The sequence below is a fragment of the Pseudomonas sp. MN1F genome, from assembly GCF_009391885.1.
GTDB lineage: Bacteria > Pseudomonadota > Gammaproteobacteria > Pseudomonadales > Pseudomonadaceae > Aquipseudomonas.
In genome coordinates this window covers 42,788-55,682 of record NZ_VZII01000017.1, presented here as the reverse complement: position 1 = coordinate 55,682, position 12,895 = coordinate 42,788, and the positions used below count along the sequence as shown (strand labels likewise).

General features: G+C 64.4%; 10 protein-coding genes. 5 read left to right on the top strand and 5 right to left on the bottom strand.

The annotated features are described in order from the left end of the window. On the top strand, positions 1-3,665 hold a 3,665-nt coding region (locus F6X59_RS11440), incomplete at its 5' end, for an Ig-like domain-containing protein (RefSeq protein ID WP_152956341.1). Between the two features lie 53 nt (positions 3,666-3,718). Here the strand turns inward: F6X59_RS11440 and F6X59_RS11435 are convergent. Then, positions 3,719-4,084 (bottom strand): YbaN family protein, encoded by a 366-nt coding sequence (locus F6X59_RS11435; protein ID WP_346653948.1) that lies wholly within the window; start codon positions 4,082-4,084, stop codon positions 3,719-3,721. Between the two features lie 7 nt (positions 4,085-4,091). Next, positions 4,092-4,679 carry a YecA family protein gene (locus F6X59_RS11430; protein WP_039602166.1) on the bottom strand — a complete coding sequence of 196 codons (588 nt, stop codon included), beginning with the start codon at positions 4,677-4,679 and terminating at the stop codon, positions 4,092-4,094. A 245-nt stretch (positions 4,680-4,924) separates the two neighbouring features. Here F6X59_RS11430 and recQ point away from each other — a divergent pair, with 245 nt between their 5' ends. Both recQ and F6X59_RS11420 read left to right on the top strand, forming a co-directional pair. Beyond that, positions 4,925-7,069 (top strand): DNA helicase RecQ, encoded by a 2,145-nt coding sequence (recQ, locus tag F6X59_RS11425; protein ID WP_152956340.1) that lies wholly within the window; start codon positions 4,925-4,927, stop codon positions 7,067-7,069. A gap of 138 nt (positions 7,070-7,207) precedes the next feature. Then, entirely contained in the window at positions 7,208-7,645 is a 438-nt protein-coding gene (locus F6X59_RS11420) for a MarR family transcriptional regulator (RefSeq protein WP_152956339.1), read from the top strand. A gap of 32 nt (positions 7,646-7,677) precedes the next feature. Here the strand turns inward: F6X59_RS11420 and F6X59_RS11415 are convergent, their stop codons facing one another. Further along, complete coding sequence (locus F6X59_RS11415; protein WP_152956338.1) at positions 7,678-9,864, bottom strand: patatin-like phospholipase family protein; 2,187 nt, start codon at positions 9,862-9,864, stop codon at positions 7,678-7,680. A gap of 67 nt (positions 9,865-9,931) precedes the next feature. Between F6X59_RS11415 and F6X59_RS11410 the strand changes: the two genes are divergently transcribed. Continuing rightward, positions 9,932-10,213, top strand: coding sequence for a SelT/SelW/SelH family protein (locus F6X59_RS11410; RefSeq protein ID WP_152956337.1), 282 nt, complete (start codon positions 9,932-9,934; stop codon positions 10,211-10,213). On the opposite strand, the gene F6X59_RS11405 is transcribed toward F6X59_RS11410, so the two are convergent. Beyond that, positions 10,214-11,104, bottom strand: a complete 891-nt coding sequence (locus F6X59_RS11405; protein ID WP_152956336.1) for a DMT family transporter — start codon at positions 11,102-11,104, stop codon at positions 10,214-10,216. An 80-nt stretch (positions 11,105-11,184) separates the two neighbouring features. Further along, complete coding sequence (locus F6X59_RS11400) at positions 11,185-11,949, bottom strand: AraC family transcriptional regulator (RefSeq protein WP_152956335.1); 765 nt, start codon at positions 11,947-11,949, stop codon at positions 11,185-11,187. A gap of 126 nt (positions 11,950-12,075) precedes the next feature. Between F6X59_RS11400 and F6X59_RS11395 the strand changes: the two genes are divergently transcribed. Then, positions 12,076-12,888: a UDP-2,3-diacylglucosamine diphosphatase gene (locus F6X59_RS11395; RefSeq protein WP_152956334.1), complete on the top strand. Its 813-nt coding sequence runs from the start codon at positions 12,076-12,078 to the stop codon at positions 12,886-12,888. The last annotated feature ends 7 nt before the right edge of the window (positions 12,889-12,895 follow it).

The following is a 12,895-nucleotide window of genomic DNA, read 5'->3' as shown; positions in this document are numbered from 1 at the left end:
GGGATGCCGTCAACACCTTCGTCTACACCATTCGCGATGCCGACGGTGACGAAAGCACCACCACGATCACCATCAACGTGCATGACCCACGCATCGAAGTGTGCATGGACGGCGGCGTCACGGTGTTCGAAAAAGCGCTGGACTTGAGCAAGGACGGCAGCGACCTCGCCGCAGGTACCGTTACCGGCAGCAACCCGACATCGCCCCTTGAAACAGCATCGGGCAGCTTGGTCGGCTTGGCCAGTGGTGGCATAGGCGCCTTGTCCTACAGCCTGGTGGGTAATGCGGTCGGCCAGTACGGCCAGATACAGCTCAATGCCGACGGTAGCTACACCTATACCCTGACGTCCCCGGCCAACTCACCAACGCATGCCAACGACGGCGCCAACACCGTGACGGAGTCCTTTACCTATCAGGTTCAGGACGCGTATGGCCATTCAGCCACCAGCACCATCGTCATTTCGATTGTCGACGACGTGCCCCAAGCCCATTGCGACTTTGTCAGCGTGTACAAGGGCGACGAGGTGCGCGGCAATGTGATGTACAACGACGTGGTCGGTGCCGACGTGCGCAGCGATGGCAACCATGTGGTCGGCGTACGTGCCGGTAACGACACCAGCAGCTCGGCCATTGGCCAGTTGAACAGCCAGGTGCTTGGCCAGTACGGCTACCTGACCATCGACGAGAAGGGTAATGCGGTTTACCACTCGAACCCGGACGTGGTCTCGCCGCGGGATGCGGTCGACACCTTTGTCTACACCATCCGCGATGCTGACGGTGACGAAAGCACCACGACCCTGACCATCAACGTGCACGACGCCACGCTCGTGGCCTGCGGGGACCGTGATGTCACGGTGTACGAGAAAGCCCTCGACCTGCACAAGGATGGCAACGACCTGGCTGCGGGTACCACCACCGGCAGTGATCCGACCTCCACCGGTGAAACGGCGACCGGCTCGCTGGCAGGTTCGGTTTCCGGTGGCGTGGGGGCGCTGACCTACAGCCTGGTGGGCAACGCTGTCGGCCAGTATGGGCAGATCAGCATCAACCCTGACGGCAGCTACACCTACACCCTGACCTCGCCCGCCAATACCCCGGGTGCCGATTCGGCGGTCGAAAACTTCACCTACAAGGCCACCGACTCGCTGGGCCACAGCATCACCAGCAACATCGCCATCACCATCGTCGACGATGTACCCAATGCGGTCTGCGCCGAGCGTATCATCACGCCGGGCCAGCTGGATTCCAACATCCTGCTGGTGATCGATGTGTCTGGCAGCATGGATTCTGCTTCCGGCATACCAGGCCTGACCCGCCTGGACGCAGCCAAGCAGGCCATCGCTGCGCTGCTCGACAAGTACGACGGCATGGGCGACATCAAGGTGCAGATCGTCACCTTCAGCGACGGTGCGCAGATCCAGTCGGCGGAGTGGGTCAGCATCGACGTCGCCAAGTCGATCGTCAGCGGCTTGCATGCTGGCGGTTCGACCTACTACGACAGCGCGGCCACCGCAGCCCAGGCGGCCTTCGACCAGCATGGCAAGCTGGCCGGTGCGCAGAATGTCAGCTACTTCTTCTCCGATGGCGAGCCCAGCTCCGGGCATGCCATGACCGCATCCCGCGAAACCAGCTGGGAGACGTTCCTCGACAGCAATGGCATCAAGTCCTACGCCATTGGCCTGGGCAAGGATTCCAACGCGGGCAACCTGAACCCGTTGGCCTATGACGGCAGCAGCCATACCGACACCAACTCGGTGGTCGTCAGCGACTTCAACCAACTTTATGGCGTGCTGTCGGGCACCGTGCAGGGTTCGCCGATTACCGGCAGCCTCCTCAGCGATGGCACCTTCGGTGCCGATGGCGGGTTCATCAAGGCACTGCTGGTGGACGGCACTACCTACACCTACGACCCGAAAGCCAACGCGGGGCAGGGCGGATACCTGGCCAGCGGTGGCGCCGACAACGCCAGCTTCGACACCACGGGCAACACGCTCACCATCAAGACCAGCCTGGGCGGCAGCCTGCTGGTGAACATGGACAGCGGCGAGTTCACCTACACGCCACCCAAAGGCAATGACAGCAGCCCGCCCGAGCGTATCGGCTTCATGGTCAGCGACAATGACGGCGATACCAGCATTGCCGACCTGCTGATCATGATCAATGGCAACCATGCCCCGGTGGCGGGGGCCGACCATGTCATCACCAACATCACCGGCGCCAGCATCACTTTGCCGTCCGAAGTGCTGCTGGCCAATGACAGTGATGCCGACAACGACCGTTTGAGCGCGGCGCCGATCACCGTCAACACCAACTTTGCCGACAAGGGGGCAGGTTTCACCCTCGGCAATAGCGTGCCGAACATCACCTTCGATGGCCATGGCAATACGCTCGACAACCAGTTCAAGGCCCTGGACCGCAGCGCCTTCACCACTGCCGCCGGCAGCATGACGGCGGCGCTGGTAGTGCTCGGCTACCTCGGCAACATCAACAGCAGCAATGCCAATGGCGAGGACGTGATCACCGTCAGCCTGCGCAAGGGCGAGACCCTGCAGCTGGACCATGACCGCCCCGACGGCAACGTGAGCCTGGAGTGGAAGGATGCCAACGGCAGCTACCAGCCCATTGCCGCTGGCGGCAGCTTCACCGCCAGCCATGACGGGGTGTACAGCATCCATGTGGTCAATCAGGTCAACCCGCAGGGCAACAGCTCGGCCGCCGAAAACTACAAGCTGAGCCTGGTGGTCGACTACAGCAACGCGGTGAATGAAGTGCATCAGGCCAGTTACACGGTCAGCGATGGCCACGGCGGCAGTGCTGCTGGCGCGGTGGATATCACTTACCACGCCGGCACTGCTCTGAATGGCACGGCAGGCGATGATGTATTGATGGCGAGCAACGCCGACACCATTCTCAACGGCGGTGACGGCCATGACGTGCTGGTGGGCGGTACGGGCAATGACACCCTGCACGGCGGCATTGGCAATGACCTGCTGATCGGCGGCCTTGGCAACGACCTGCTCGATGGCGGGGCAGGCAACGATACCGCCAGCTATGCCTCAGCCAGCGGAGGGGTGACGGTCGATCTCAGCCTCACCGGGCCACAGAATACCGGCGCCGCTGGCACCGACACCTTGACCGGCATCGAGAACCTGATCGGCTCCGACTACAACGACAGCTTGATCGGTGATGCTGGTGACAACCTGCTCAACGGCGGCCTGGGTAACGATGTACTCAAGGGCGGTGATGGCAACGACATCATCATCGGCGGGCCGGGCAACGACACCATGACCGGAGGTAACGGCAACGACACCTTCGTCTGGCAGAAGGGCGACACCGGGCATGACACGGTGACCGACTTCACCCCGGGCAGTGACCACCTGGACCTGTCGCAGCTGCTGCAGGGAGAGAATGCCACGGCGGCTTCGCTGGATGACTACCTGCACTTCAAGGTCAGTGGCAGCGGCACCAATGTGGTCTCGACCATCGAAGTCAGCAGCGTGGCGGGGGCGGCGCCGACCCAGACCATCGACCTGGCGGGGATCGACCTGGCTCAGCATTACGGGGTGACGGCAGGGGCGGGTGGGGTGGTTTCAGCGGGGCAGGACACTGCGACCATCATCAACGGGATGATCAATGACCATTCGTTGAAGGTGGATACGGTCTGATCTGCCTGTACCGGCCTCTTCGCGGCTGAAGCCGGAACAGGCGATAGCAAAGCTCAGCCGGATCGGCGCAAGGTCTTCTGCTTGAGGATGTACAGGCTCACCAGCACCGCACTGCTGAGCATGAAGGTCCTGGCCCAGAACAGCGGCACCAGGTAGCAGGACAGGCTGATGCTCGCCCACATCAGGCCGATGGCGTAGACCTTGCCCTTGAGCGGAATGCCCTCGCCACTGAGGTAGTCACGGATCCACGGCCCAAGCTTGGGGTGGTTGACCAGCCAATCGTGAAAGCGCGGCGAGCTGCGGGCGAAGCAGGCCGCCGCCAGCAGCAGGAACGGGGTGGTGGGCAACACCGGCAGGAAGATCCCCAGCACCCCCAGCGCAACACTGAGCCAGCCGACGGCCAGCAGCAGGTAGCGCACGGCCGACTCAGTGGTGGCGTGGCTTGAGCAGCGCCGGCTTTTCGTCTGGAGCGTGCAGCAGCAGGAACAGTGCGCTCAGCGCTTCCGGGATCTGCACGATCATGTCGTCCTGCAGGTTGGCATTGCTGGCGATGTCGGCGAATTCTGGTTGTTCGTCGAACAGGCCGGAACCGACCATGATCGGCAGCAGCATCTCGCTGACTTCTTCCTCGGCGTTCTCGAACCAGGCCTCTTCACGCAGGAACACGCCCTCCATGAAGCCGATGCACCAGCCGCGCAGGTCGGAATCGTCCGGCTCGTCGGTCAGGTCCAGCTCGCATGGCAGGTCGAATTCCTCGTCGCTGGCCAGCTGACGGGCGATGTGGCCTTTGAGGGCCACCAGCGTCGCTTCGATCTCGGTGCGCTGGGCATCGCTGGCGTAGTGGGGCTCTTCGGCGAACAGCGCGTCGATCCATTCACGCTCGGGGACGTCCTCGGAGCAGATCGACAGCGCGGTCAGGTAGCCGTGTGCGGCGACGTAGTCCAGCGCTTCTTCGTGCAGCTCGTCGGCGTCGAGGAAGGCTTGCAGGCGGGTCAGTTGCTCGGCGAAGGACATTACAGGGCTACCTTGGGGAATAAACGATAGTGAATTCTAGCACCTTGCGGCGGCAGCGGGGCAAAGGGAACGTCTGTCACCGGGCATCCTGTGCAGGCCGCCACTACGGTATACTCCGCCGTTTTTCATCCAGGGGCGGGTTTTCCCGGCCAGCTGGCAAAAGCCGCTTACGCTTTTGGCGTGTGCGGAGCGGGTTTTTCGTCCAGCCTGTGTCCAGGATGGTACGGCGATTTGTGGAGTTGCACATGCTCGAACAGGCTCAGCGCGTTCTCAAGGATATCTTCGGTTACGACAGTTTCCGTGGGCGCCAGGCAGCGATCATCGAATGCGTGGCCAATGGCGGCGATGCCCTGGTGCTGATGCCTACCGGTGGTGGCAAGTCCCTGTGCTTCCAGGTACCTGGCTTGTTGCGCCCGGGCCTGACGGTGGTGGTGTCGCCATTGATCGCGCTGATGGACGACCAGGTCGCCACCCTCGACGAACTCGGCGTCGCCGCGGCAGCGTTGAACTCCACCCTGAGCGCGGAGCAGCAGCGTGACCTGGCCGGGCGCTTGCGCCGGGGCGAGGTGAAGATGCTCTACCTGGCGCCAGAGCGCCTGGTGCAGCCGCGCATGCTGGACTTCCTGCGCGACCTCGACATCTCGCTGTTCGCCATCGACGAAGCCCACTGCGTATCGCAATGGGGCCATGACTTCCGTCCGGAATACCTGCAGCTGGGGCAGCTGGCCGAGCTGTTCCCGCATGTGCCGCGCATCGCCCTGACCGCCACCGCCGACATGCGTACCCGCGAGGAGATTGTCCAGCGCCTGCACCTGCAGGGCGCCGAGCGTTTCCTGTCGAGTTTCGACCGGCCGAACATCTTCTACCGCATCGTGCCCAAGGAGGCGCCACGCAAGCAGTTGATGGCCTTCCTCGGCGAGCGCCGTGGCAACGCCGGCATCGTCTATTGCCTATCGCGCAAGAAGGTCGATGAAACCGCAGCGTTCCTTTGCGAGCAAGGCTTCCCGGCGTTGCCGTACCACGCCGGCCTTGCCGCCGAGACGCGCGCCGCCAACCAGCACCGCTTCCTCAACGAAGAGGGGCTGATCATGGTCGCCACCATTGCCTTCGGCATGGGCATCGACAAGCCCAACGTGCGCTTCGTTGCCCACCTCGACCTGCCCAAGTCGCTCGAGGCCTATTACCAGGAAACCGGCCGTGCCGGCCGTGACGGCCTGCCATCGGATGCCTGGATGGCTTACGGCCTGCAGGACATGGTGATGCTCAAGCAGATGCTGCAGAACTCCGAAGGCGACGAGCGCCACAAGCGCATCGAACAGCACAAGCTCGACGCCATGCTGGCCCTGTGCGAAGAAACCCGCTGCCGCCGTCAGTCGCTGCTGGCCTATTTCGACGAAACCCTCGAACAACCCTGTGGCCACTGCGATAACTGTGTCGACCAGATCCAGACCTGGGACGCCACCGAGCCGGCCCGCCAGGCGTTGTCGGCGGTGTTCCGCACCGGCCAGCGCTACGGCGTTGGCCACCTGGTAGACGTGCTGCTGGGCAAGGACACCGAGAAGGTGCGCAACTTCGGCCACGAGAAGCTTTCGGTATTCGGCGTCGGCAAGGGCCTGGCCGAGGCCGAGTGGCGTTCGCTGTTCCGCCAGCTGGTGGCGCGCGGCCTGGTCGACATCGACCTGGAAGGCTACGGTGGCTTGCGCCTGTCCGACAGCTGCCGGCCGCTGCTGCGTGGCGAGGTTAACCTGCAACTGCGCCGTGACCTCAAGCCACAGACCGTGGCCAAGACCGCCTCCGGCGGCGGCAGCCCGGCCAGCCAGCTGGTACGCACTGAGGAGCGCGAACTGTGGGAAGCGCTGCGCACCCTGCGGCGCAAGCTGGCCGAAGAGCACAGCGTGCCGCCGTATGTCATCTTCCCCGATTCCACCCTGCTGGAAATGCTCCGCAGTCAGCCGGCCAGCCTCAGCGATATGGCCCAGGTCAGCGGTGTGGGTGCGCGCAAGCTGGAGCGCTATGGCCAGGCCTTCCTCGAAGTGCTCAACGGCGCCGGTGGCACCGAGGAGGCGCCGAAGGTGGTCCTCGACCTGCGCCACGAACTGGTCAGCCTGGCCCGCGCCGGCATGACCCCGGCGCAGATCGCCGGGCAGCTCAACTGCAGCGAGAAGAACGTCTACAGCCTGCTGGCCGAGGCCCTTGGCCGCCAGGAGCTGAGCCTGGAGCAGGCCCTGGACCTGCCCGAAGACCTGATGATGGAAGTGCAGGACGCCTTCCTCGACGGCGAGGGCGAGTTGCCGCCGGTATCGGCGATTGCCCCGTTGTTCGGCGCACGGGTGCCGGAAGGCGTGCTGTATTGCATACGTGCGGCGCTGGCGGCGGAGTTCGAGCTCTGATAGCCGGCATTTCGGTCAACTGCTGATGTTTGTCATCCTTTTTGACGATTATCGGACGTTTCCGGGGCGGGCAGCCTTGCCTGATGCCCCGGAGCATGGTTAGCTGACTAATAATTAGTTCTAGTCTATGAGTTGCTTATGCCCCTGACCGACAACCAACACCGCTTCGGCATGCAGCTGGCGCAGATGTCCCGCGGCTGGCGTGCCGAACTGGACCGCCGCCTGGCCGGGCTCAACCTGTCCCAGGCGCGCTGGCTGGTGTTGTTGCACCTGGCCCGTTTCGAAGAAGCGCCTACCCAGCGTGAGCTGGCGCAGAGCGTGGGCGTCGAGGGCCCGACCCTGGCGCGGCTGCTCGACAGCCTGGAAAGCCAGGGGCTGGTGCGTCGCCAGGCGGTGCTGGAAGACCGGCGGGCGAAGAAGATCCTGCTGTGCCCACCGGCCAAGCCGCTGATCGAGCAGATCGAGACCATTGCCAATGCCCTGCGCCTGGAACTGTTCACGGGCGTGGATGAGGCCGACCTGGAAGTGTGCATGCGGGTGCATGCCAAGATCCTCGCCAACCTCGAAAAGACCTGAAACCTCTGGGGCCGCACAGCGGCCCTGGCCATCTAGAAGGTATGCCCCAGGTTCAGGTACACCGCCTGCTCATTCGCAGTGTTGGCCCCATAACTCAGGTTCAACGGCCCCAATGGCGTCTCCAGCCCCAGGAAGATGCTCGCTGCATTGATGTAGCCACTGTCGAACGCGTTGTCGTTGTTCCACACTCGGCCACGTTCCAGCGACCCGCCGATATACAGCGGGAAGTCCAGCGGCAGATAGGCCCGTGGCGTCAGGCGCCGGTAGTACACCATCCGCAGCAGGCTGACGTTCTGCCCTGACACCGAGTCCTGGCGGAAGCCCGACAGCTCCCTTGCGCCCCCCAGCACGAAGCTCGAGGTCACCACCTCGGTAGGGTCCAGGGTGCGTCCATAGCGCCCACCCAGCACGAAGGTGTTTGCCCCGACGCTGAATGCCTTGTCCAGGTTCAGCAGCCATTGCCGGTAGTCCTCGTCCGAATCCAGCGACTTGTCATACTTGCGCAAGGTCAGGCCGACGTCCTCGCCACGGTGCGGGAAGTACACGTTGTCGAGGGTGTCGAACGAATACTTCAGCTCGTAGAAGCCTTCGTTGAAGCTGACGCTGGGCAGGTCCTGATCGCCAATGCGCACTTCGGCCTCGCCCCAGGCCTTGCCCACGCCCAGGCGCACTTCGCCGGAAGTGCCAATCTGGCGGCCGACGTTGAGGCCGAAGCCGTAGCGCTCAAGTCGGTACTCGGCGATCGGGTCGTTGTCCAGGGTCGCTTCGATGTTCTGCGAGCCAAGGTCCAGGTAAGGCGCGACGAAGTAGCGCGACCCCACGTCGAGCGGCTGATAGAACTCGCTATAAAGCTCCTGCTGGTCGCCGATCTGGGCGCGCGTCAGCCATTCGGCGCCCAGCCGGTTGATGCCGTTCATGCGGTAGCTGGCGCCCAGGTTGAAAGCACTGTCGCCGCGCAGGTCGTCCGACAGGTTCAGGCCCAGGCGCAGGTAGTCGGTGCCACCGCGCTTGCCCCGGGCATTGATCACCAGGGTGTTGTCATTGCCTTTGTGCACCACGCGGTACTGCACCCGGTCGAAGTAGTCCAGGCCATACAAGGTGCCCATGTCGGTCTGCAAGCGGTCGAGGGCCAGTGGCTCGCCGATTGGCTGGCGGATGTAATAGCGGATCACGTCGTCGCTGACCTTGGAGTCGTTCTCGATCCTGATCGCGCTGATCACTGGCGTGCGCTGGCCCGGTGAGCGGGCCACGGCCAGGCTGGCGTCGCTCTCGGGTTGGCGCAGCGCGGCCAGGCGCGTGTCGAGCAGGCGAGTGGCGCGGTAGCCGGCATCGATCATGTCGTGGGCACGGCCGAAATCGGTGACGCCAAAGGCTGCCAGCTGCGGCTGAATCAGGATGTCGTCGCGATGCAGGCTGGCCAGTTGCTCTTCGGAATTGCGCCGGGTCATCAGGGTAATCGACTGGTTGAGTACGTCGACTACCGTGGCCAGTTGCTTGCGGTCGCGCAGCGGCGTGCCGATGTCGACGACAATGGCCAGGTCGACGCCCATTTCCCGGGCCACGTCGACGGGGATGTTGTCGGTCATCCCGCCATCCACCAGCAGGCGGCCATCCAGCTCGACCGGTGCGAACACGGCCGGGATCGACATGCTCGCGCGAATCACCTGCGGCAGGTGGCCACGGCGGAACACCACCTTCTCGCCGCTGGCGATGTCGGTGGCCACGGCGCGGAAGGGAATTGGCAGCTTGTCGAAGTCGCGGATGTCGGCGGTGTGGGCCAGCTTGCTTTCCAGCAGCAGCGCCAGGTTCTGGCCCTGGATTACCCCCAGCGGCAGGCCGAGGCTGCCGTCGTCGCGAAAGCTCAGCTTCTGCTTGACCAGAAAGTCGCGGTCATCCTGCTTGCGCCGGAACGGCACGTCCTCGCGTGGCGGTGCATCGGACAGCGCCTGCTGCCAGTCCAGCGTGGTGGCGAGTTTCTCCAGCTCCTCGACGCTGTAGCCGGAGGCATACAGCCCGCCCACCACGGCGCCCATGCTGGTGCCGGCAATGGCGTCGATGCGCACGCCCTGTTCCTCCAGGGCCTTGAGCACGCCGATATGGGCCAGGCCACGGGCGGCACCGCCAGACAGCACCAGGCCGACCTTGGGGCGGGCAGGTTCGGTGGCAAATACGGCGAGGGTAGTGAGCGTCAGCAAAAGGCAGAACAGCAGGCGGCGCATCGTGAGTCTCAAACCGAAGGCTAAAGACCGCTAGTATAAGCGGCCCCTCACCTGGAGATGCCTCAGCATGGCCGACAACAAGCCGCAAATCGTCATCACATATTGCACGCAGTGCCAATGGCTGCTGCGTGCCGCCTGGCTGGCCCAGGAACTGCTCAGCACCTTCAGCGACGACCTTGGCCGGGTGGCGCTGGAGCCGGGCACCGGCGGCATCTTCCGCATCACCTGCGATGGCGTGCAGATCTGGGAACGCAAGGCCGACGGTGGCTTCCCCGAAGCCAAGGTGCTCAAGCAGCGCGTGCGCGACCAGATCGACCCGCAACGCGATCTTGGCCACAACGATCGCTGATCAGGCGCCCTCCGCCGCGACCTTGTGCCGGGGCGGCTGTTCGGCGGCCATGCGGCTCGACAGCACGATGGCGAAGATGATCAGCACGCCGCCCAGCAGCATGCGCAGGGTGGGCGTTTCGGCAAACACTGCCCAGGCCACGGCGATGCCGTAGACCGGCTCCATGGCAAAGACCACGGCGGCGGTGCGTGCCTTGATCACCCCCAGGCTGGCCACGAACAGGCTGTGGGCGACGCCGGTGCAGAAGATCCCGAGCAGGGCGATCCACAGCCAGTCCATGCCGGCGACCTGGCTCAGCCCCGGGCCGGCGAAGGGCAGCAGGCACAGGCCGACCACCAGGTTTTGCCACAGTGCTGCCTGTACGGCCGGCAAGCGCCCCGAGCCGGCCCGGTTGGTCAGCGACAGCAGCGAGAACAGCAAGCCGGAGAGCAAGGCCCAGAGCAGGCCGCCAGTGGCCTGGCTGGCCAGGTCGAATGCCGGCGTAACCAGTATCAGGCCGATGCTGACCAGCACCACCAACACGCCTTCGTTGCGGCGGATGCGCTCGCGGAACAGCAGGCCTTCGAGGATCACGGTGAAGGCCGGGAAGCTGGCGAAGCCCAGGGTGGCGATGGCCACGCCGGCGACCTTCACGGCGATGAAGAAACTGACCCAATGGCCGGCCAACAGCACGCCGCCGAGCAGCAGGCGACGAATGTCCTGGCCGCTCAGGCGTCGCCAGCCGGGGCCGGTGAGGCTGGCGAACAGCGCCAGGGCCAGCACGGCGAAGGCGGCGCGGCCGAAGACGATGATCGCCGGGCTGGCGCTGGCGGCCAGTTTGCCGAAGACGCCGGTCAGGCCGAAGAACAGCGCGCCGATGTGCAGGGCGCCGAGGGCAGTGCGGTGGTTCATGCTGAGTCCTTGCTCAAATCTTTACTGGCACAGGCAAAGTGTAAAGCCACAGGCCAACAGGTTCTGTCGCCATCCTGCCGTCAGTTGTCGCCAGACTCTCGCCGCATGGCCAGCGGCGAGCAACCGAACGCCCGCAGCATCGCCGCGGAAAATGCACTCTGCGAGCTGTATCCCACCTGCGCAGCAATCTCCCCCATCGGCAGCAAGGTCTGGGTGACCAGTCGCCTGGCCTTGAGCAGACGTCGCTGGCGAATGTAGTCCATCGGCGTCATGCCACACTCGGCGCTAAACCGAGCATGCAGCCGGGTGCTGGACACACCGGCGATGCGCGCGAGGTCGGCCACCTGCAAGGGGTACGCTGCGTGCTGTTCGATATGCGCATCGAAGGCGGCATAGGGCAGGCGATGGCTGGGCGTGACGACGGCCGAGGCGCTGGGGTTGAGGCTGGCCAGCAATAGCACCGCGCCTTGCCGGGCAATCAGCGGGTCGTCCATGGGGCTCGCCGCCAGCCAGTCCACCAGTTGCTGCTGGCGCTCATCCAGCCCCCGAGCGCCCGGTTGGTCGAGCAGGCGCCGGCTGGCATCGGCATGCGCCCCCAGTTGCTCGTGCAGCCATTGCTCGTCCGGTACATCCAGCACCAGGCACTCGCTGCCGACGTCACTGCCGCAGGTGTGATGGGCACCCGCGGGCACCACCACCACCCCCTGGCGGGCGACCTTGGCGCCGTGGCCCTGCACCTCGAAGTCCAGGCGGCCGTGCAGGCCAAACACCAATTGCGGGTGTTCGTGGCTGTGGGCGATCAGTTCGTGGCGGTAGTGGCGCAAGGAAAGTATCGGGCCGGCCATGGGGCTTCCTCGTGGGGCTGCCCGCCATTGTGCCGCATTCCTGGCAGACCATCACTCGTCACATCCCTGCCACCAACCTGTCACTTGTGCCTGCCAGTCTCCAGCAAACAGCGCCGGAGCCTGCCCATGACCCATGTCGAACTCTCTCGCCCGTCACGCAAGCAGCGCGTGCGCACCGTGTGGATATCCGACGTGCACCTGGGCACACGTGACTGCCAGGCCGAACACCTGTCGCAGTTCCTCAAGGGTTATCAGGCCGACCGCATCTACCTGGTCGGCGACATCATCGATGGCTGGAAGCTGCGCGGCGGCATCTACTGGCCGCAAGCCCACACCAACGTGATCCGTCGCTTGCTGACCATGAGCAAACGCGGCACCGAGGTGATCTACGTCACCGGCAACCATGACGAATTCCTGCGCCGTTACTCGAAGCTGATGCTGGGCAACATCCAGCTGGTGGACGAGGCCGAGCACCTGACCGCCGATGGCCGTCGCTTGCTGGTGATCCATGGCGACCAGTTCGACGTGATCACCCGCTATCACCGCTGGCTGGCCTTTCTTGGCGACCGCGCCTACGAGTCCACCCTGGTGCTCAACCGCTGGCTCAACCATTGGCGTGCGCGCTACGGGTACGGCTACTGGTCGCTGTCGGCCTACCTCAAGCACAAGGTCAAGGGCGCGGTGAACTTCATCAGCGACTTCGAGGATGCGATTGCCCACGAATGCACCCGTCGCGGCTTTCACGGGGTGGTGTGCGGGCATATCCACCATGCCGAGATCCGCCAGGTAGGCGAGGTGGAGTACCTCAACTGCGGCGATTGGGTGGAATCGTGCACGGCGCTGATCGAACATTGGGATGGCAGCATCGAGCTGTATCGGCTGGCCGATGCCCAGGCACGCCTGGCCGAGGAGGCTGCTGCGTTGCGCGAGCCGGCATGAGCTGGCT

What these genes read in the sequence shown, in the direction of transcription:
- F6X59_RS11395 (WP_152956334.1), top strand. Translation starts at nt 12,076, where the DNA reads ATGACCCATGTCGAACTCTCTCGCCCGTCACGCAAGCAGCGCGTGCGC.
- F6X59_RS11410 (WP_152956337.1), top strand. Translation starts at nt 9,932, where the DNA reads ATGGCCGACAACAAGCCGCAAATCGTCATCACATATTGCACGCAGTGC.
- F6X59_RS11405 (WP_152956336.1), bottom strand. Translation starts at nt 11,104, where the DNA reads ATGAACCACCGCACTGCCCTCGGCGCCCTGCACATCGGCGCGCTGTTC.
- F6X59_RS11400 (WP_152956335.1), bottom strand. Translation starts at nt 11,949, where the DNA reads ATGGCCGGCCCGATACTTTCCTTGCGCCACTACCGCCACGAACTGATC.
- F6X59_RS11415 (WP_152956338.1), bottom strand. Translation starts at nt 9,864, where the DNA reads ATGCGCCGCCTGCTGTTCTGCCTTTTGCTGACGCTCACTACCCTCGCC.
- F6X59_RS11430 (WP_039602166.1), bottom strand. Translation starts at nt 4,679, where the DNA reads ATGTCCTTCGCCGAGCAACTGACCCGCCTGCAAGCCTTCCTCGACGCC.
- recQ (WP_152956340.1), top strand. Translation starts at nt 4,925, where the DNA reads ATGCTCGAACAGGCTCAGCGCGTTCTCAAGGATATCTTCGGTTACGAC.
- F6X59_RS11420 (WP_152956339.1), top strand. Translation starts at nt 7,208, where the DNA reads ATGCCCCTGACCGACAACCAACACCGCTTCGGCATGCAGCTGGCGCAG.